Annotated in this window: 18 protein-coding genes; 6 read left to right on the top strand and 12 right to left on the bottom strand. The window is 23.8% G+C overall.

All coding sequences use genetic code 11. The annotated features are described in order from the left end of the window. Nucleotides 1-53: 53 nt before the first annotated feature. Nucleotides 54-731 (bottom strand): transcriptional regulator, encoded by a 678-nt coding sequence (locus QZ288_RS02615; RefSeq protein WP_295154656.1) that lies wholly within the window; start codon nucleotides 729-731, stop codon nucleotides 54-56. A gap of 257 nt (nucleotides 732-988) precedes the next feature. Between QZ288_RS02615 and QZ288_RS02610 the strand changes: the two genes are divergently transcribed. The 3 genes from QZ288_RS02610 (at nucleotide 989) to QZ288_RS02600 (ending at nucleotide 4,136) form a co-directional block, all read left to right on the top strand. After that, entirely contained in the window at nucleotides 989-2,383 is a 1,395-nt protein-coding gene (locus QZ288_RS02610) for a hypothetical protein (RefSeq protein WP_295154654.1), read from the top strand. 697 nt (nucleotides 2,384-3,080) lie between these two features. After that, nucleotides 3,081-3,284, top strand: a complete 204-nt coding sequence (gene rpmE, locus QZ288_RS02605) for a 50S ribosomal protein L31 (RefSeq protein ID WP_295154652.1) — start codon at nucleotides 3,081-3,083, stop codon at nucleotides 3,282-3,284. 147 nt (nucleotides 3,285-3,431) lie between these two features. Then, nucleotides 3,432-4,136, top strand: coding sequence for a phenylalanine--tRNA ligase beta subunit-related protein (locus QZ288_RS02600; protein ID WP_295154650.1), 705 nt, complete (start codon nucleotides 3,432-3,434; stop codon nucleotides 4,134-4,136). Between the two features lie 809 nt (nucleotides 4,137-4,945). Here the strand turns inward: QZ288_RS02600 and QZ288_RS02595 are convergent. Genes QZ288_RS02595 through QZ288_RS02585 form a run of 3 tightly spaced genes read right to left on the bottom strand, consistent with a single transcriptional unit; the run spans nucleotide 4,946 to nucleotide 6,472 of the window. After that, entirely contained in the window at nucleotides 4,946-5,377 is a 432-nt protein-coding gene (locus QZ288_RS02595; protein ID WP_295154648.1) for a hypothetical protein, read from the bottom strand. A 45-nt stretch (nucleotides 5,378-5,422) separates the two neighbouring features. Beyond that, on the bottom strand, nucleotides 5,423-5,890 hold the full coding sequence (locus QZ288_RS02590; RefSeq protein WP_295154646.1) for a hypothetical protein: 468 nt from the start codon (nucleotides 5,888-5,890) through the stop codon (nucleotides 5,423-5,425). A gap of 15 nt (nucleotides 5,891-5,905) precedes the next feature. Then, nucleotides 5,906-6,472, bottom strand: a complete 567-nt coding sequence (locus tag QZ288_RS02585; protein ID WP_295154644.1) for a hypothetical protein — start codon at nucleotides 6,470-6,472, stop codon at nucleotides 5,906-5,908. Between the two features lie 434 nt (nucleotides 6,473-6,906). Here QZ288_RS02585 and QZ288_RS02580 point away from each other — a divergent pair, with 434 nt between their 5' ends. After that, nucleotides 6,907-7,056 (top strand): hypothetical protein, encoded by a 150-nt coding sequence (locus QZ288_RS02580; protein WP_295154643.1) that lies wholly within the window; start codon nucleotides 6,907-6,909, stop codon nucleotides 7,054-7,056. 41 nt (nucleotides 7,057-7,097) lie between these two features. Here the strand turns inward: QZ288_RS02580 and QZ288_RS02575 are convergent, their stop codons facing one another. The 5 genes from QZ288_RS02575 to QZ288_RS02555 form a co-directional block, all read right to left on the bottom strand. Next, nucleotides 7,098-10,439, bottom strand: a complete 3,342-nt coding sequence (locus tag QZ288_RS02575) for a TaqI-like C-terminal specificity domain-containing protein (protein ID WP_295154641.1) — start codon at nucleotides 10,437-10,439, stop codon at nucleotides 7,098-7,100. A 702-nt stretch (nucleotides 10,440-11,141) separates the two neighbouring features. Next, complete coding sequence (locus QZ288_RS02570) at nucleotides 11,142-12,887, bottom strand: DUF4209 domain-containing protein (RefSeq protein ID WP_295154639.1); 1,746 nt, start codon at nucleotides 12,885-12,887, stop codon at nucleotides 11,142-11,144. Nucleotides 12,888-13,131: 244 nt separating this feature from the next. Beyond that, entirely contained in the window at nucleotides 13,132-13,308 is a 177-nt protein-coding gene (locus tag QZ288_RS02565) for a type II toxin-antitoxin system HicB family antitoxin (RefSeq protein ID WP_295154637.1), read from the bottom strand. A 1-nt stretch (nucleotide 13,309) separates the two neighbouring features. Next, nucleotides 13,310-13,603, bottom strand: coding sequence for a type II toxin-antitoxin system HicA family toxin (locus QZ288_RS02560; protein WP_295154635.1), 294 nt, complete (start codon nucleotides 13,601-13,603; stop codon nucleotides 13,310-13,312). Between the two features lie 80 nt (nucleotides 13,604-13,683). Beyond that, nucleotides 13,684-14,262 carry a TaqI-like C-terminal specificity domain-containing protein gene (locus tag QZ288_RS02555; protein WP_295154633.1) on the bottom strand — a complete coding sequence of 193 codons (579 nt, stop codon included), beginning with the start codon at nucleotides 14,260-14,262 and terminating at the stop codon, nucleotides 13,684-13,686. A 207-nt stretch (nucleotides 14,263-14,469) separates the two neighbouring features. Between QZ288_RS02555 and QZ288_RS02550 the strand changes: the two genes are divergently transcribed. Together QZ288_RS02550 and QZ288_RS02545 are read left to right on the top strand one after the other, a co-directional pair. Continuing rightward, complete coding sequence (locus tag QZ288_RS02550; RefSeq protein WP_295154631.1) at nucleotides 14,470-14,580, top strand: DUF4160 domain-containing protein; 111 nt, start codon at nucleotides 14,470-14,472, stop codon at nucleotides 14,578-14,580. Nucleotides 14,581-14,710: 130 nt separating this feature from the next. Beyond that, on the top strand, nucleotides 14,711-14,953 hold the full coding sequence (locus QZ288_RS02545; RefSeq protein WP_295154629.1) for a DUF2442 domain-containing protein: 243 nt from the start codon (nucleotides 14,711-14,713) through the stop codon (nucleotides 14,951-14,953). A gap of 86 nt (nucleotides 14,954-15,039) precedes the next feature. Here the strand turns inward: QZ288_RS02545 and QZ288_RS02540 are convergent, their stop codons facing one another. The 3 genes from QZ288_RS02540 to QZ288_RS02530 form a co-directional block, all read right to left on the bottom strand. Beyond that, complete coding sequence (locus QZ288_RS02540) at nucleotides 15,040-15,861, bottom strand: hypothetical protein (RefSeq protein ID WP_028330795.1); 822 nt, start codon at nucleotides 15,859-15,861, stop codon at nucleotides 15,040-15,042. Between the two features lie 76 nt (nucleotides 15,862-15,937). Further along, on the bottom strand, nucleotides 15,938-16,894 hold the full coding sequence (locus QZ288_RS02535) for a reverse transcriptase family protein (RefSeq protein ID WP_295154626.1): 957 nt from the start codon (nucleotides 16,892-16,894) through the stop codon (nucleotides 15,938-15,940). 605 nt (nucleotides 16,895-17,499) lie between these two features. After that, on the bottom strand, nucleotides 17,500-20,298 hold the full coding sequence (locus QZ288_RS02530; protein ID WP_295154864.1) for a TaqI-like C-terminal specificity domain-containing protein: 2,799 nt from the start codon (nucleotides 20,296-20,298) through the stop codon (nucleotides 17,500-17,502). Nucleotides 20,299-20,426: the final 128 nt, after the last annotated feature.

The raw sequence follows: 20,426 nt of genomic DNA, 5'->3' as shown, positions 1-20,426 counted from the left end.
AACTAAAAGTTAGCAGCAATGAATATATATTTATTAATATACGAAAAAATATATTATTTAAAAATATCATTAGTGGCATCATACCAAAATACAAAATCTAAATATTCCATAGGTATTTTTTCATTTTTGGAGTATTCTAACAAATTTGCTTCACATTTAAGATAATTATTTTTTGTAAGGCTTGTTTTTGAAGTCATACCATCAGGCAGAATATTTAATTTATCCATTACACGCATTATATGTCTGTCAAGTATAGCTATTTTCTGACCGAAGCCTATATTTCTAAGAAAATGGCTAGCCTCTTTAAGTCCATAGCCTTTTACTTCTTTTGCAAGCTGATTTCTTAATTCTACCATAGAATCATTTTTTAAAGCATCATTTATTCTACCTTTCAAAATAAATTCTCCATTAGGAAAATAAATATTTCTAGCAAGTACAATATTATCAGCTTTCATATTATGAAATCTTACATGCTTAATCAATATAGAAGCTGTATCCTCAGCATTTCCTCTAAAAAGCAAATTATTATTATATAAATCAATAATAGCAGCAGCACCATTTCTAGCCTTTGTTTGAGGAGTACATATACAAAATGCCAATTCAGCAAATAATCTTTTATCATTATCTCTTTTATAAACTCTTTCAAAATATTCAAGTCTTCTTTTCATTCTATTATGAAGAACTTTATCTTTGTATATTCCCATCAAATGCTTAGCATATTCCATATCCATAATAATCCCCTATATATAAAAGTATATTGATGATACTATTATATAAATTAAATTTCAATATATAATAATTAACTATGAGATTTTTGAAATTGAATATTATAAAACTTAATAACACAAAACAAAGCATAAATAATATTGTTTTTTTATTACTATATTTTCTTATATATGCTATAATATAAAATACATATAATTTTTCTCATATTATTTTGTTTTTTTCCGATAAATAATTGTAATAGTATTTTTTAAGGTAATTAGATATGAAATATAGAATATTATTTCTTTTGTTTATAATGGGCTGTTCTAATATATTTGCTCAAAACGATAACTTTTTAGATACAATTATGTTGGATCAAATAAAAAGAATTTACCCTGATGATAATGTTGTTTCGCCTTCAAGCTATACAATAAGTATGAGTTTTGACCTAAATAGGTATAGATTAAATCAGCCTATTACTATGGAGATAAAAATATATGCTGAAAAGGGAACTATAAGTTTTACTAATTCATCTAACCCTTTTAATAATTATAATTTTACCGTTTATGATAATTATAATAATCCTGTAGTATCATCAGATAATTATACTCTTTGGAAATATAAAAATGAAAAATCTTTAGACACTTCTAAAGATAGAATTGTAACACTTAATGAGGGAGAAAGTTTTTCATATTATATAGATTTAAATAATTGGTTCTATTTTGATAAAATAGGAAGATACAGAATAGAGGGAAGTTTTAACCCTATGCCTGAAATAAGCGGAAATTTTTATATGAAGGCTGATACCGCATATTTTCTATTAGATGAAGCTAGATCATATCAAAATCAAAATACTAACAGTATGCCTATTTATGATAATATTGCTTCAACAAATCAAAATATTTTAGAGGACTATTCGCCTTCAAGCATCATATCAAATACTTTATTTGCTATGAAAAATAAAGATTGGAATAATTATTACAGATATATGCATATGCCTTCTATAATAAGTATAAGTCAGAGATATTATGAAGCATATAGAAATAATTACAGCAATGCATATTTGGAAGATTTTACAGATACAGGCATTCGTCAAAAGGCAAGAGAATTAAGTTTTGAAGCTTTTTTAAGAAATCAGTTCTCTGATAATGTAAGTATTGATATGATTAGAACAAATTTTGGAAATAATTTCCTTAATAATCTTGAAATGGCTTATAAATCAAGTAATATAAGAGAGCTTGCTATAAGATTTGATATTCTTTATAGAACTTCTCTGCCTGAAGACAGAAAAATACTGTTTGAAGAGTTCAAAAAATATTTATCTTCTGCTTATGACAGACAAGTGAGAAATAGATTTATAGCAGAACTTCAAAGAGATATTATTTCTGCCAGAAATGCGAAAGAAAGAGAGCATTATACAGCTATATTAGATCTTATTAAAACAGAATATGATCCTGCCGTAACTTATACTCTTCTCAATTTTACTATTGATAAAATAACTATTATAGAAGAATACGGACTTCCTAAAGCTGAAGTAGAAACCAGACTTTATCATAGATACTTTAATGCTGATAATGGAGATATTTATGATCCTGTTGTAAAAAGAACTTTCGTTTTAAGAAGAATGGGAAAATATTGGTATATAGTTAACTATTATGACACAATTGTTGATAATTAATAATTTATAATTGATAATTAAATATAATAAAAATTTTAAAGTGAGTTTATAGCTAGCAATAAAATAAAAAACTTGTGAGTACCTGACATTCAAAGAATGGCAGGGAATATGCCGATACCGGCAACAAGTTTTTTATTAGTAAATAAAGAGATAAACGAGCAGCTAATAACCGACGATAAGGAGGTTATCAGCTATTTTAAAGCGAGTTTATCGATAGCAATAATAACAAATTATTATTTTTTATTGTTGCTAATAAAAATTGTTCGCTTTTATTGGTCTGTTAAGTAAACTTAGCAGACGCTCACAATTTTTATAATATAAGTTATCAGCTATTTTAAAGCGAGTTTATAGCTAGCAATAAAATAAAAAACTTGTGAGTACCTGACATTCAAAGAATGGCAGGGAATATGCCGATATCGGCAACAAGTTTTTTATTAGTAAATAAAGCAATAAACGAGCAGCTAATAACCGACGATAAGGAGGTTATTAGCTATTTTAAAGCGAGTTTATAGCTAGCAATAAAATAAAAAACTTGTGAGTACCTGACATTCGCAGAATGTCAGGAAATAATTAATGAACAAGTTTTTTATTAGTAAATAAATAAAATTATTATTTTACAGTATTGCAAAAAGAGTAAGTTTATAATATAATACACTATTATTTATAATTTTACTTTTAATAATGGAGAATAAAAACAATGAAAAAAGATATACATCCTGAGTATTTTGAAACAGATGTTAATTGTGCCTGCGGTGCTAATTTTAAAATACATTCTGTACAAAAAAATTTGCATGTAGATATTTGTCATAACTGCCACCCTTTCTTTACAGGCAAACAAAAAATCCTTGATACAGCTGGAAGAGTTGATAAATTTAAAAAACGTTATGGCTTAAAAAAATAATACCCAACATAAATTATCTAAAATTATAATTAGTTTAAGTTATTTTCCTGCTTAAACTAATTATTTTTTTATTTAAGAATATATTATCCTTTTAACAAAATAAAAAATAATCTCAATCTAAATAATAATTAAATATTAGGATTCATTATGAAATTTATCATAGAAAATAAAGTATTTGAAACTTTAAATAACTTATGCATTGCTGTAATAATAGCTAAAAAAATTAATAATAAAAATAAGATAAATGATATATCAATAATGCTTAAAGAAAGTATTTCAAGTGCTGAAAAAGAATTTGAAAATATAAAGGTGAAAGAAATCGAATATATAAAATGTTATAGAGAAGCTTTTCAAAAATTAAATATTAATCCTAATAAATTTATGTGTTCTATAGAGGCATTGCTCACAAGAATATCAAAAAAGAAAGGAATGCCTGAAATAAATTCCGTAGTAGACTTAGTTAATGCTGTTTCTATTAAATATAAACTTCCTATGGGAGCACATGATTTAGATTCTATGAATAATGAAGATTTTTATATTAGATATTCTGTAAGCGATGATACATTCCTTCCATTCGGAGAAACTGAAACAGAAAAAGCTGATGATAATGAATTGGTTTATGCTGCTGCTAATGATATAAGAACTAGAAGATGGATATGGAGGCAAAGCGAATACGGAAAAATTACTGAAAACTCTTCAAATATAATATTTCCTATAGATGCTTTTATAGGCATTAATGATGATAAAGCTATCAATGCCAGAGATGAACTTGCTGAATTATTAGTAAAATTTTTTAACTGCGATATAAAAATAGGTATGATAGATTCTAAAAATAATTATATAGAATTTTAACTTTATTCTAATACCCGCCCTTTTAATTTTATTGTTTTAATAAAAAATAAAAATTCCAATTATATTTATTGCATACACTGTAAAAGCAAATTTTCCCAAGTTTTTATTAGATTTGTAATTTTAATTAAAGCACAGTTAGCTGACTTTTATAAATAGTAAATTTAATAGTTTATTATTTTTTATATTTAATATACTTTTGAAACTAGAATAAACAAAAGTATTTTATCAATGACAGGTTTCTGTACCAAAAAAAGCTATATTAATTATAAAAATATTATGTAAATACAATTTTAAATTTCTAAAAAGCATATATAAAATTAATTACTCTTTTTTATTATTTTTATTGTATAGTATCTTTATTAAAAATATTAATGCAATAATTATTAATATTTTTATAATAATATTAAGTATGCTGTTAATATTAAAATGTGCTGGAAAATAAAAATAATGCCTTGCAGGATGCATACGGAATATTCTATCAAATGCAGGATAACATGAACTTAATAAAAAAACTGATATTATAGATGTAATTATAAAAGTAATTTTTTTATCATAATAGTATCCTGCTGTTTTATTTGTATTGTTAGACGAAATAATTAATATAAAAGTTCCCAATATACTATTTATTTTTAAAAAAGAAGCAAAAAAATAATTACATACTGCAGGATAACAAAAGCATTTTAGCAATATACGAAAATGATAACGCGAATGTTTATTAAATAGTGAATGCAGGATAAAGCATTTTATACTGAAATAATGATATAATTAAATATGCGGATGATTACCCAATATTAAACAACAAATATTTTTTATTTTTTTGAATACTTAACTTCTTTTTTACTATTACTTTCAAAAATTTTATCAAATAAAGGATTATGATACAAATCGGCATTAAGAAACTTTAAATATTTTTGCAATTCTTTTTTATCTTCTGGTATTATTATTTTATTTTGTTCATCTAATGACATGCTTATGCCAACTTTTTTAGCTTCTGACATAATCAAATCTACACCTATTTTTCTTATATTTTCTAAATTAGATATTATAGCAAATATCTTTTTTTTATCATTTATTGTAGTATTATCTATTACAAATTGACAGTTATCAGCAACAAATAAACTATTACTACCTAAAAAATCATTTTCTATTTCTTTAGCACTAGCTTCCTTGTAATAAATAGAAACATCAACTGTACTAGTAATAGATTGGGTATATCTAAAATATAACTTTTTACTCTGCAAATCATAATACCCGACTATAAAGTCTGGAAATACTATCAAAGGTTGTTAAAAAGTAGTATACTCTTCCCCAGATACTCCTATGGTATTCTCTATAAGTTTAGTTATTATAGGTATATTTTTATTCTTATATAAATGATTTTTTCTAAATTGTTGAAAAAGTATATATTTATTATTATCCTCTTCAACAAGATATGCAAAAGATTTAATCATATTTTCTTGCATTAATTCAATTTTAAATGGATTAAAATTAATATTATTATCAAACAAATCAGAAGTGTTATTCAAATATTCTTCATTACATACAAAAAATACTTGTTTTTTTTCTAGAGAAAAACTACATACTTTAGAAAAGTCAATTTCTTCATCAAACTTTCTAAAATTAAAAAATTGATTTGAAATAATGTTAGATATTTTTTTAAAGCCGTCATTATTTATTTTGATATCTAATAGTCTATCCTTAAAACAATTAGTTCCTTTTATATCTTTTACAGCAAAAACTTTTAATAAATCCATAATATTTCCTTTAAATTATATAATTTCCAAGTATGTATTTGAATATAAATGAACAACTTCAATTTTCTTATTTCCATTACAAAAGAAAATTTTTCTTTTTGTAATTAAAATATATTCATCTTCTGATTTTGTACCAATTATATAATAATTATACCCTAATATCTTTAATATATAATTATTAGATATATTTGATAAACATATAAAAAGTAGTATTATAAATAAAATCCAAATAATATATTTATTTAATATTTCTCCAATGTTTTTATCAAAAAATTCATAACTTAATAAAATAAAAGTATATAAATCAAAGAAAAATTCATTACCAACATTAGATACTTTATCTATTGTAATATTTCCACTTTTAGATTTATTTCTTTTTATATATAAAATAAATAGAAATAATATTAATAACAAAATCAAATAAAAAATTATTAATAATATAGAGTAAATATTGTTTTGTACAAAAATAATACTACTAATTTTTTCTTTGAATATATTTTCAAGTAATTTTGACAATACTATTATAAAAATAGGTGCTACTATACTAAATTTCAATAAATAATAAAATACAACTATACTCACAAATAACCTCTAAGTTAACAATATAATATATATTGTTATAATCTTTATTTAATTATAATCAAATAAAAGTAAATTATCAACCCACTATATATACCCTTAAATTCTAAACAAGGGCTAACAGCCCGCATCATAAACTTAATAAAATTTTTTTTCTTTTTTGACTAAGTCCGCCTACGGCGTAGAAAAAAGAAGTATAACTCAATACCAAAAATAAAGAGTTATATTTTAATATTGTAAATGTTTTTTGCTTCTTTTTTGGGTAAGCAAAAAAAGAACATAAAAAGTTTGCTTTCACAAAGAAATTAATATCAATAATATACATTTCCTCATCAATCAATAATGAGTAGATAATATTATCAATATTTTTATAAATATAGTTGACAAAATAATTTTAATTAATATATTATATCATATATTAATTAAGGAGAAACATTATGAAAATTAATACAGGTGAAAAGTGTCAAAAAGGTGGTATATATAAGTGTACTAAAGATGGTGAGCAAATATCATTAGGCCTTAATAATGTTTGCCCTCCTTGTCCAAAGTGTTCTAATACTTCATTTGAACTTGTAAAACCATCTTAACTTTTCTAAGCCCAAAAAATAAAAATTATTTTTTGGGCTTTTTATTTGTCTCTCTCTATAATCCTAATATCATCATCAGATAAATTATAAAGCTTATAAAAAATTTTATCAATTTTTATTTCAAGTTTAGAAATATCTTTATTTTCTTTTTTTAAATCGATTATATCAAGAACTAATTTACAAACTTTATCTATCGTTTTATAATCAGTTTTTACTATAGGTAATTTTTTCACATCATCAATTAAAAGTTTTGGAAAAATTCCTTTTGATGCCTTAGGTGATGAATTAAAATGATAGAAAGTCATTAATTTAGAATTTAATAAACCCAATAAAAATAATAAATGTTTTGGATTATCTTTATTTTCTACAATAATAATCAAACTTGGATCATTATACATTTCTTCATCTGTATAGGCTGCATATATTTTTGGATTTGTAATTTCTCTTATTAATATTCTTCTAGAATTAAAGAAAAAGGGTTTACGGGGATTGGCTACTTCATCACAATAATTAAAATATTCTTTTTCATTCCATTTAACAGAATAAGGAGTAACATCTTCACCATATAACCATTTTTTATAATCATCATTTATTTTTTTATAAGAATGAAATTTTCTACTTTTTATAGTTTGTTCAGATTGCCCTCTATATTTATCATAAGCAATAAGACCCTGAGAAACTAATTCTTTATAATAATGTTCTAATTCTACTGTATTGCTTGAAACTATTTTTTGTACAATATTTAAATTTTCTTTTGATTTTAAATATATTAAGCTCCAATTTCTAATGAAAGCATATAGCATTTTTATATCTAATAACTGCAATTTTTGTTTTAATAATGTATTAATATCATTGATATTTTGAGAAGGTATATATTCTATTTTATTATTATTTTTCAATGACATAGTTATAATTACATTTCTAACAATTGCATGTTCAAATACATCAAAATTAGAACAATCAATTAAACTGACTATGTTTTTATCATCTAATAATTTTTTTCTAAATGATTCAGCAAATACATTAAACATAATAGAATTTGGTATTATATAACTTATAAATCCATCTTCAGATACTATCTTTTTAGCTAATATCATAAACCAATATTGAATTTGTACATCAGGTACTTTTCCATGACATTTTTCATATATCATTCTCAAATCTTTACTAATCTTTATGCCATAAGGAGGATTGCCTATAACCAAATCAAATTTATCTATACCGAACATCAAACCGCTGTCAAAAAAATCATAGCTTTTCAGCATATCAAAAGGATTATAATTTTCTAATTTTGTATTATTATGCGAATATTCTTTTATAAGCCTTAAAATCTCTTTTCTTATATTCTTCTTGTTCTCATAACTAGCATTAAAATATTTATTCATATTTTTTACAAGCTCGTTTTTATCCCAAGTAAGAGAAATTAAATTCACTTCCGTCTCATCAAGCTCTATCAAACTATTAGCAGATACTATTTTAAACTCCAAATTAGGAAGTATCTCCAAATCTATAAATTTCTCATTACTCTTAATATCCGTATAATAGCTGCTCTTTAATAATTCTATCCAAAGTCTTAGCCTGCATATATTTACAGAATTCGGATTTATATCAACACCATAAAGCTGATTGCTTATAATATACTCCTTAGCTTCAAACAATGTTTTTTGTATATCCTGTTTTCTCTCTGTAATATTATCATTTTCTATATTATACTTAAAATGAGTACCGTCTATATAATTTATAACTAACTCATCTTGAAATATATCAATATCTATCATTTCATGCAAAACTCTAAACTCGCTTTTTATTCTTATAAGCTCATTCAGACAAGCTGCTAAAAAGTGTCCGCTCCCGCAGGCTGGATCTATTATCTTTATAGAATTCAAAATATCTTTTACTCTTTCTTTATAAATATGTATATTAGCCCTAACATAATTTTTTACTTCATCTATATTATTAAAATGTGTTTCTGTAAAAAATTTATTAAACTTCTCAATTATAATTTTTTCTATTGATTTTTTAGCCATATACATAGTAATAGCAGGAGGAGTAAAATGAGAGCCGTCCTTATAGCCGTTAAGTCTTTCAAATACAAGCCCCAAAACTGAAGATTTTATTATTGTATTTTTATCTGCATTCTTAACATCAGCATTAAATATATAGCAGTTCAAAAATCTAAGTATATACTCCAAAAATGTTAATTGATTTAAATTAAAATCCCTGTCATTATAAAGTATGCTTGAAGACATTATTTTCATTTTTGAATTATTATTCAGTTTTGTTATAGAAAAAATAATCTCATCTTTACCCTCTTCAAATAATGAACTGTTAAGATAAGGTATATATTTGTAAATCTTATCAGAATGCCTCATATTTTTAGGTTTAGCAAGCACATTAAAAAATAATGTATACAAATAATTATAATCTTTAATCTTAAAAGGATTTAATATATCTAAATTGCTGTCATTTCTAAAAATTCTAAGCTGTGCCTCAAGTATCTTCAAAAATAGTATTCTATTAACCCATATAATATTAAGTTTCAAAGCCTCTTCAAATATTTCATTTTCATTATCAAAATTATCTCTGACTATATCCATAGTAAGCCTTATCAAACTATTATGAGTATTAGATAAGCGTAATTTTTTATCCTTATCTTCTTCAAGCCCCATCATATAAATTATTTCTTTATAAAAAGTATTAGATATAGAATTAATATCATTTTCAAGTTTTACACTGCAAATATTATATCTATTAAAAAATCTATATATTGTCTCTAAATCATCATTAAATAAATCTAATCTGTAGCCTATAACTTCAAGATTAATATTCTCTAAAAATCCGCCGCAAATTTTATAAAAAGTTTCATTTTTCACTTTACCGTTTTCATTAAAATAATTTGCTATCTGATTATCATTAATAAGTTTTTCAAAATCATATTTAGAAAATAAATACACTTTTTCAAAATTGGTAATAATAATATTATCAATATTAAAATCTTTATTATCTTTATTTTTTCTGCTTTTATAATAGTAAAGTATAGTCTGATAAAATGCTTTATTATTATAATTATTATCCTCAATCATCTCTAATGTATTATTATAATTTTTAGCCTCTATAATAGTTTTAATATTATCATCAAATTTTATCACCAAATCTATTTTACCGCTTGTATTGCAGTTATACCCAAAAGCATCAACTAAAAACTTATTTAATATACCCTTACAATGTTCTTCTGTTTCTCCTTTATTTTTGGCATTATTTATTTCATTTCTGTACCATTGAATATCTCTTTTAAAAAAATCTAATTTATCATTATCTATTTCATAATTTAATAAATTTCTTAATTTTAATAACTCTTTTGCATTTTTAGTAATAGACTTCATAAATAATACTCCGATTATAATTATATTATTATACAGTAATAACGAAGTAAAAACAAATAAAAAAGGACAGCTATTACTAAACAGCTATCCTTTTATCATTCAATTTAAAAAAACAAATCTAAAAACAAGATTTTTTTAGAAAAACACGAAAAAATATCTTTCTTTTTTGCTTATACAAAAAAAGAACCTTATGTCTTCGCTTTTCTTAGATATGTTATGCGAAAAGGTATTTCTTTTTTGGTACATGCACAAAGCCCGCCTACAGCTAGAAACAAAAACAATTACATAATGTATAATTATACAATCATTACCAAAAAATATTTTTTTTAAATTTACCTAACCCACACTTTAAAGTTAAACAGAATTTTTCTAAAGAATAAGCCTATAAATTGAATTTTTTAGAAAAAGATTGTACTTTTTTCATAGGAAAAAAGTACCAAAAAACTACTTCTTTTGCAGCACAGGCAAAGCCCGCCTACAGCGAGAAACAAAAAGCATTTATATACTGTGGTATAATCAAAACGATTTGGCAATATACAAAAATACTAAAGCAAATTTTTATTAAATATAGAACGCAGGCTAAAGCCTTTTATACTGAAATAATAATATAATTAAATATGTTGATGAGTATTTGCCATACGAACAACCCGCACTGCATATCTTGACTTTAAGAATAGTAGAAGTTGATTATCCAACATTAAATTACGAATTCAGTTTATTATTTTGTATATAAAAATATAATATAATTTTAAAAATTAAAGCCCACAAATATACATAATTTTGAGAATAAAAATCATTAATGTTTATTAATCCATGACAAAGATTATTTCTTAAATTAAGACAATAATCTTCATTTGATAATAAAGTATTTAATTCAAAATATAAACCTTCTCCAAATATTTTAATAATATCATCTTTTTTTACTTTCAATATTTCATCTAAAGATAACTCTTTTTCAAATTTACCATATCTATCTTTATTTCTAGTATTAACTCCACATATATTTAATAAATATCTAATCCAATCTTCTATCTGTGGAACTAATATTGATAATCCAGCAACATAATCACCTTTAAAACATAAAAAAAGAGCATGAGCAAAAATACTAATTCTACCATCTTTTATAATTCCAGAATATAAACATATATTATATATTAATCTATAATCAATATTACAGTTAAATTCTAATACTCTTTTTCTATAGTCAAAAAAGAAAGAAAATGACGATATATGATAATAGTAATATTTTCTTTTTTTAAATAATTTAAATTCTTCTTCATTATCTTTATAATCGGGGTTAGAAACATGTCTTAACTTATCTTTATCATATATAGTTTTTGTAGCTATAAAGTCTATTATTTGAGGTTCTAAACATTTAGGATTTATATTATAATAGTCAAAATGAATAAAATCAAAAAAACATTGCAAACTTTTAATAGGCTCATAATTAAAAGACTTAATATAATTTTCAAATTCATCTTCTACATCATCAATATTTATTTTTATCTTTAATTCATCTGTAAACATATTAGATATCTGTTCTACATTAGAATATTTTTGTTCTATAAATAATTTTTGTAATTCTTCATCACTTATAATATTTATTCTATAGTCTAAAGGAATTTTATAAAAAATTCTAATAGCTTTATCTAAATTTATATTTCTTTTAATACCATCTTCTTTGGCATTTATATAATATTGAGCTATATCATTATAATAATCGTATTTTTTTATATCATCTTTTAATATAAAGTCTATTATACTAAGATATTCATAAATAATAAAAGTATAATCAGGTTCTGTTATATTTTTTATACCATTAAATATATTATCTATTTTTGATAAAACAACATTATAATCTTTATCTTTTAATGGATATTTTACTATTATTGAAAATAAATGACGGAAATATTCTTCATTATTTATATTAAAATCATTATTATTTATTTCATTGAACACAATATCATATAACTTATTTATTAAGTTTTCATCTTTACATTTTATATATAATAAAATATCTACGATCCTACTCCAAATTAATATACTATTATAATTATTTTCTAATTTAATTTTAGAAAAACTATCAATAGCTGTTTCAGCATATTTATGATTTTTCTTTTTTATATATAAAAAATCTGCTACCCTAGATTTTAATAAACTATCTGAAATACTTTCTAAAATTTCATCAAGAAAATTAAACTCTATTTCAGATATATTATCTATTCTGTATAATATGTTGTTGTCATAAGTAACTTTGTTATTACTATTAATATCCATTTGTATAGTACAAATTTTATATAATAGATGAAATATTTCATTTTTAGTATCTTTATAATACTCTAAAAAAACATGTGAATAATTTAAATATGTTTTTTCTTCAATATTTAATAATAATTCATCTATTTGTAATTCCAAAAATTTTTCTTTTGTTAGTTGTAATTCAGACATATGTAGCCCCTCTTAATATATGATATAATAAAATATAATTTATTTACACCTATTATAGCTCTATTTACTCCCCTTCTATAATTCTAATCTCCTCATCACTCAAATTATACAGCCTATAAACTAAACGGTTAAACCTGCTTATCAATAGCCTTAATCTGCCTTTCAATTATATTTTTAGAGCTGCAGGTTTTTCTCTATCCTAAGTATTTTCATGCTATATAGATGAATATGTAATAACAAAATTTTATGATCTTTTTAATGATATATTTTTCTCTTCAAAATAAAGGCATATCGCATTTTTTATTTCTTTTAACGCTTCTTCTTCTGTTGAACCAAAAACACTTATACTATCCAACTCTTCTGATAAAGCTATATAACCTTCATCTTCTTCGCTATAAAAAATTTTAATACTGTATTTCATATCATTCCTCCAAATTATATTTATTAATTAGATATAAAAATTGTTTAACTTGATAAGGTTTTACTTCTCCATTAACATTTTGTATATTAATTAATTCAGAAATACCAATTCTTGAATATATTCTATGGCTTCCTCTTTGTCTTTTACATACAAAACCAAAAGATTCTACAATATTACAAAAATAAGAATATTTAATATTTTTATTATTATTTGTAAGTTTATCAATAATTTCTTTTTTATTCATATCTAATATAATTATAAAACCATTAAATATAAAATCAAGTATTTTGAACACCTTATGCAAACTTCATAATATATAATGTATTAATATGCATAACTTTCTTCGCTCTATTAACATAAAACTATAATAAAATATTATTCACTTTCTATAATTTTAATCTCATCATAAGTAATCCAATACAAAGCATACACAATTTTATCAATAGCCTTATCAACAGCACTAATCTGCCTGCTAACCATAGTAATAGTATTAGGATTTTTTTCAACGGCTAACTTTTTGTTTAACTCAATTATATTGTCAGCTAAATTAACAATTTTGTCATGCATTTCTTTATCTTGCTTATCAGAAATATCTAATAGTGGTATGGGTATTGATTCTAATTGATTTTTTTGTATATGAGGAAATAAGGTATCATCATTAACATATATATTTTTAAACCAAAAATTAACAACTTTTGAATTCAAAACAGCTAATAAATAATTAATATGAGTTTCATCAATTATATGAACATTATAAACTACATTAGTATTACAATAACCTACTTCATCTAAAGCAAATTCTATATTGTTAGATACAAATTTAGTTACCATTTTAGGTACTTTAGTAAATATTTCTTCTCTTTTAAAAATCTTTGATTCATTTTTAAAATCTGGATGCACATAATATTCGCCCTCTGTTATAATATATCTACTAATATTTTCACCTCGTATCATTTTATATTGACTTTTTTCTTTATTAATTTTCTCATTATTAAAACCGCATTCAAAACCTCTGATAATATCACAATGTGAACCTAATTTTGAATAATTGGATAATTTTTTTTTGCAAAGGCAAGACTCCCTATAGCGAGAAACAAGAAATAAACTATTTGTAAAAATATAATCTATATGTTAAAATTGATAAAAAAATAAGGATATCAAATGCCTGTTATATCAAGATTTTATGGTATTATTATAAAAATGTATTTTCAGCAAAAAGAACATAATTCTCCGCATTTTCATCTATATATGGGAATATGTAGGAGTTATTGATATTAATAAATTAAAAATGATAGAAGGCGATTTACCCGCTTGTATTAGAATGGGCTAAAAATAATCAAGACGAACTTTTAAATATTTGGAATACTCAAAATTTTAAACAATTAGAACCTTTGGAGTAATTATGACTTTCTATAAAATTAAAAATGTTAAGGCTTTGGATAATCTCATTTTAGAAATAATATTTGAAAATGAAGAAATAAAACATTATGATATGAAAAAATTAATCGCTGAACATAAAGAGTTTGAAATTTTGAATGATAAAACCTTATTTAATCTTGTAAAAGTAGATATTGGCGGATACGGTATTTCTTGGAACGATGATTTGGATATATCATGCAATACTCTGTACTACTCGCATAGCTAAACGCACTCATTACAGTAGGGGCTTTCCCGCGCCGTATATCTTAATATTAAGGACAGTAAAATGTAGGTGCGGTTTATTACTCAATATTATTTTTGAAAAGTTTTATTTGACTTTAATTGATTATATTTTCTTTTACTAACATAACCATTAATAATATTACCTTCATTATCTTTAGTTTCTACTTCATAATAATATTTAACATCCCCAATAATAGTTACATTATTAATAGTAGTTTTATTTATTATTTGAGAATTAGAACTAGCATCTTTTCTTACAGGCAAGCAAAGACCTACATAAAAACTAATAATAGCCGTAACAACTATAGATAATATTAGTGCTATAATAGGATTTTTTTTAGCCCATTTTTTATAAACATCAAATATCTTTTGCTGCCAATTAAGTGATATGACATTTTCTTTGTGTATTTCTTCTAAGTCGTTTTTTAACTCTTCAATCTCATTTTTATCAATATTTTCTAAATTTATATCTTTATTCTCTTCTAATTTTAATAATGCTTCATCAATAGAATTAGAAATAATTTCTTTGTATTGCAACATTGGAATATTAATATTCCTAAATGTAAAAACATTAGTTAGCATTGAAATAGTACGCTGAAATTCATTAGATAATCCTAAAATATTAATATCTCTAAATGTAAGAACATCTACTAATTTTGAAATAGTCGATTGAATTTCATCAGAAAATCTAGGAATTAAAATCTTTTCAAAATTAATTTTATTAAATACATTATCAAAATTTGCTATTGGTAAATTTTTATACGCTTCCAAATATTGTATTTGAGTTTTATGCATATTATTAATAATATCTGGAACAAGTCTAATTTTACTAATTTGTTCTATACGAGAATTTAATAAATTTTCTATTAAAATAAAATCTTTATTTTCCATTTACTACCTCTCAATAATCTTTATTACTACTTTATAAAACAATATAATAATACCAAACATTTAATAAAAAATTAAATTACTTAGGTATTAATTTATATAATTTTCTTATTCTATTTCTATTAGCTAAAAAATGATCTTCTTCTATTTGTTTAGTATAATTAAGTAAGCCATTTAATTTTGATATTGTTTTAATAATTTCAATATTATTATTTTCTATCTCTTTTTTAATAATATCATTAGATTTATTTAATAATTTTAAATTTTCAATAATATCTTTTCTTTTTGAATTTTTTATATATAGTTTATTATTTTTTAATATTACACCTGTTATTTTAGCATAACCTTTATTATACCGCTTAGTTTTTTCAGGTTTTATCTTTAAATTATTTTTTTCAAAAATATCTATTATCTTATTAGGCAATTTATTTGTAAACTTTATATCTGAAGAAAATGTCATATCATCTACATATAAAGAAAATCTTATTCCTTTTTTTAAACATAGATTATAAATATTATCAAAAACATCACTATAACATAAATATGCTAATATTTGACTTGATGGACTTCCTGTAGATAAAAAAGTTTCTTCCCCATTATCATAAACTGTTAATTTTGTAATAAATAATGCTACATCACTATTTAATTTAAACTTATTAAAAAATAAATCATATATTATATTCCCTTTGATACTATTATAAAAACTTGATATATCCATAGTCAAAAAATATTTTTTTCCTAAATGATATCTAGCATTTTCAATATTATTTTTATTAGTATTTTTTATACTTGGAGCAAATAAATATTTAGGTAAAACTTTTGGTAATAAACATTTTAATAATTTTTTTTGAGATTTTTTAAGAAAATACATAGGTTTGTGTATTTCTCTACCATTGTCATTAATTTCTGTTATATAACATTCTTTTATATTATTGTTAATAATGTTATATTTTAATACTTTATTAACACAAAGAACTTTACAAACTTTTTCTATAGAAGTAAAATTTTTAAATATATCCAAATTGTATTTTATCATCAAAAATAATAAGCTGGTTACCTAAACAGGTAATCCATAATGGAAGATACAACCTTAATAATAAAGTGTATCAACTTATGATATTTTACATAATAAAATATCATATTTAGGAATAGTGATATAATTTTATTTTTGATAAAATTTACCATAATATCTCCTTTATATAGTACTTTGGATTTCTTACACAATGTAAGAAGCACTATGCCACCCATAAAGGAGTGAAAAAATTATATCCCTGTTTAAGACCATTAGCTCGTAAACGAGCAATAAATTATTGCAATATTCTAACAAATTACTCGCTTTGCGAGTCTATTGTTAGTTAATGCAATATATGATTGCTAATAACGAGCGATAAATCATCGCCACCCAAAACATATTTTAAATGAATAAATGAAATACAAACAATAGCAATTCATAATTAATGTAAAATACATTTAAGTAAATAAGCAATGAACACAATAATCAAACAATTCAATTAATTGTGAAATTTTTCAAAGAGCAATATTTATTGCTTGGTGGCAATTCTTATATAATAATACTATACATAATTTTTTTGTCAATATAATATAAAATTATTTAATCAATATATAATACCTATTTTCTATTTAATCACCCTCTATAATTCTAACTTCCTCATCGCTCAAATTATACAACTTGTACACCAACGCATCAATCTGCTTGTCAACAGCATTAATCTGCCTGTTAATCATAGTAACAGCATTAGGATTTTTTTCAACAGCTAACTTTTTATTTAAATCTAATATTCCATTAACCAATGATGATAATTCATTATGTAAATCACTATATCCAATTATAATAGGTAAATTAAATATATGTTTCTTCTTAATTTGAGGCAAAACACGTCCTTGTTCATTATTTAAATTAACATATAAATAATAGAATAATTTAGAATTTAAAATACCTAATAAAGCCTTATAATCCATTTGTTCATTAAATTGCTTAATTATAAAAGTACTAGCAAGTGTAAAGAAACTTTCATCATCATAAGTACCTATTATTTTATTACTTGTCTGTCTTATAATAATTTTTTCTTTCGTTTTAAAAATATTTTCCCTTGTATTACTATGCAGTTTTTCTGGAACATAATAAACATACTTACCGCCCCAAGTTTTAGTATATCTATTAATATCTGAACCAACTATTACTGGAAACCATTTATTATTCTTTTTATCCATACTAATATATTCTTTGTCGTTGCCTGTTTGTATTCCGTTATAAATCTCAGACAATTCACCAAGTTTGACTACATTATCTAATTTATTTATTTTTTCTAAAATATTATAGTAGCTCTCATCTGCATAGATATTAAAATAAAAATCTGGCTCTTTATTAAATCTATCTTGTTCTATATACTGTAAATTAAATTCTTCATTATCAAAATTATCTCTAGTAAAAATATTATACCTAACTTTTATTTTATTATTAATATTAACTTCATCAGTTTTTTTAAAAATAATTATAGAAGTTGGTACTACAGCTTTAAAAACCATACCTTTAAATTCATCTATTCTCAAAATATTATGTTTAAATAATAAAAACTGTCTAATTTTTTTAGAAAGAGGTTTCATCAAATATGTACTTGGCGTTATTAATGATACAATACCAGTTTCATTTTTTGACAATATACTAGACTTTTCCATAAAAAATGTATAATAATCAAATTTATCTTCTGAAGTTTTATAATTATCTCTAAGATAATTTTTTATTATATTATCAATACCTTCTGATCTTGATGTTTCATACGGCGGATTGCCTATCACCACATCGAAACCGCCCCCTTTAAAAACATTTTTAAATTCGTCCTCCCAATCAAAACAATTTATTTTATATTGCGTCTCCTCGTCAAAATCAAGCACCGACTGACTCTCGTAAAAATCATTGCCTATTAAACTATTGCCGCATTTGATATTGTCCTCCAATGAAGGTAAAGCACGCTCATTAAATAAATCCTGATTGTTCTGTATTGACGCTGGACTCTCCCCCTCCAAACATTTCATAAGTAATGATAATTTCGTTACCTCTACCGCATTGCTGTCTATGTCCACTCCAAATATATTGTTGCGTAATATCTGCTTCTTTATCCAAATTGTTAAATCCCCATTCTCTTTTATTACATCTTCTTTTGAACCCTTAAACTTTGCCTTGTCCTTTATCTTGTTGTAATATTCAATATGATAATTAAGTAAATATTTATACGCCCCAAGTAAAAAACTTCCGCTGCCGCAAGCTGGATCCAATATTTTTATATTCGCTATCTCCTCAGGCTTCTTCCCCTTTATAGCCTCCCCAACTGTATTCGCTACTATATAATCAACTATATACTCAGGTGTATAATAAACCCCTCCTGCCTTACGCACCTCTGGTTTTAATTCTATCTTCGCACTATGATTCTTACCTATAGTGATTGTCTTTCCCAAAAACTGCTCATAAGCATTCCCTATTATCTCAACCGATATAACAGAAAACTCATAAGGACTCAAAGGATAATAAAGCTCATTAATAATCTCTTTTATCACTTTATTATCAATCTCAATACTGCTGCTAATACTGTCTTTAGAAAAATCAAACAGCCCCGAATTATACCTGCCGTCAGCCTTCTCAAAAATTTTTAAAAGATTACCATAAAAACTCTCACCCTTATTTTCACAGGTCTTTTTTAAATCCCCATACTCCTCAATGCCTCTGTCTTCAGCCGCCCTCAAAAATATAATCCTGTCAATAATCTGCTGAACCGCATAATTCAAATCGCGTACAGATAAATTTTTATTAAGCTTCGCAATATTAGATGCAAGTTTAGTCCTTAAACTATCAAGTGAATTAAGAAAATCAATATCAACACTTTCAGTACCTTTTTTGTTTGAAGTACCCGCAATATATTTTTCAAGCGAACCCTGTTCAATCCTCTCTTTATTAAGTATCTCATAAAGAAAATCAAATCTATTAAGATAATCTTCAAAATGAATATACTCAATCCTAGCAGTAGAAGCCTTATCATTAACATTTGGCTTTCTAGTGCAGTCATAAACGGCAAGCTCCTCAAAATCAGTGAGAAAACTTATGCCAAGTTTAGCACTCCAGCCGTATCTCCTAAGCTGAAAAGCAGGCAGATTATCATCTTTAAGATTAACGCCGGGCTTTTTAGCCTCCACAAAGAAAACTCTATTTCCACCAATACGAAATGCATAATCAGGTGCCTTAGTCTCTTTTCCCACTTTAACTTTATCCTCATGAATTACATCACGATAAGTCTGCGATTTACCTGCCTTGTTCGAAACATCCCAGCCAAATGCCTCAAAGAAAGGATCCAAAAAATCCCTTCTAGTCTCTGTTTCATTATAATTTTTATTTGTGTATTGAGAATAGTTAGATTTAAATTTTGTAATTAAAGAATGTAATTTATCGTATGCTTGATTTTTTAAATCAAAGTTTACATAATCCTGAAAATTGTTTAAATTAGTTGACTGTTGACTGTTGACTGTTGACTGTTGACTGTTGACTGTTGACTGTTGAC

This window comes from uncultured Brachyspira sp. (assembly GCF_910578695.1).
In the GTDB taxonomy this organism is placed as follows: Bacteria; Spirochaetota; Brachyspiria; order Brachyspirales; family Brachyspiraceae; genus Brachyspira.
The sequence above is the reverse complement of the archived record's forward strand: the minus strand, read 5'-3'. Positions and strand labels throughout refer to the sequence as shown.

What these genes read in the sequence shown, in the direction of transcription:
- QZ288_RS02600 (WP_295154650.1), top strand. Translation starts at nt 3,432, where the DNA reads ATGAAATTTATCATAGAAAATAAAGTATTTGAAACTTTAAATAACTTA.
- QZ288_RS02580 (WP_295154643.1), top strand. Translation starts at nt 6,907, where the DNA reads ATGAAAATTAATACAGGTGAAAAGTGTCAAAAAGGTGGTATATATAAG.
- QZ288_RS02535 (WP_295154626.1), bottom strand. Translation starts at nt 16,894, where the DNA reads ATGATAAAATACAATTTGGATATATTTAAAAATTTTACTTCTATAGAA.
- QZ288_RS02575 (WP_295154641.1), bottom strand. Translation starts at nt 10,439, where the DNA reads ATGAAGTCTATTACTAAAAATGCAAAAGAGTTATTAAAATTAAGAAAT.
- QZ288_RS02610 (WP_295154654.1), top strand. Translation starts at nt 989, where the DNA reads ATGAAATATAGAATATTATTTCTTTTGTTTATAATGGGCTGTTCTAAT.
- QZ288_RS02540 (WP_028330795.1), bottom strand. Translation starts at nt 15,861, where the DNA reads ATGGAAAATAAAGATTTTATTTTAATAGAAAATTTATTAAATTCTCGT.
- QZ288_RS02545 (WP_295154629.1), top strand. Translation starts at nt 14,711, where the DNA reads ATGACTTTCTATAAAATTAAAAATGTTAAGGCTTTGGATAATCTCATT.
- rpmE (WP_295154652.1), top strand. Translation starts at nt 3,081, where the DNA reads ATGAAAAAAGATATACATCCTGAGTATTTTGAAACAGATGTTAATTGT.
- QZ288_RS02555 (WP_295154633.1), bottom strand. Translation starts at nt 14,262, where the DNA reads ATGATACGAGGTGAAAATATTAGTAGATATATTATAACAGAGGGCGAA.
- QZ288_RS02550 (WP_295154631.1), top strand. Translation starts at nt 14,470, where the DNA reads ATGCCTGTTATATCAAGATTTTATGGTATTATTATAAAAATGTATTTT.
- QZ288_RS02565 (WP_295154637.1), bottom strand. Translation starts at nt 13,308, where the DNA reads ATGAAATACAGTATTAAAATTTTTTATAGCGAAGAAGATGAAGGTTAT.
- QZ288_RS02570 (WP_295154639.1), bottom strand. Translation starts at nt 12,887, where the DNA reads ATGTCTGAATTACAACTAACAAAAGAAAAATTTTTGGAATTACAAATA.
- QZ288_RS02615 (WP_295154656.1), bottom strand. Translation starts at nt 731, where the DNA reads ATGGATATGGAATATGCTAAGCATTTGATGGGAATATACAAAGATAAA.
- QZ288_RS02590 (WP_295154646.1), bottom strand. Translation starts at nt 5,890, where the DNA reads ATGGATTTATTAAAAGTTTTTGCTGTAAAAGATATAAAAGGAACTAAT.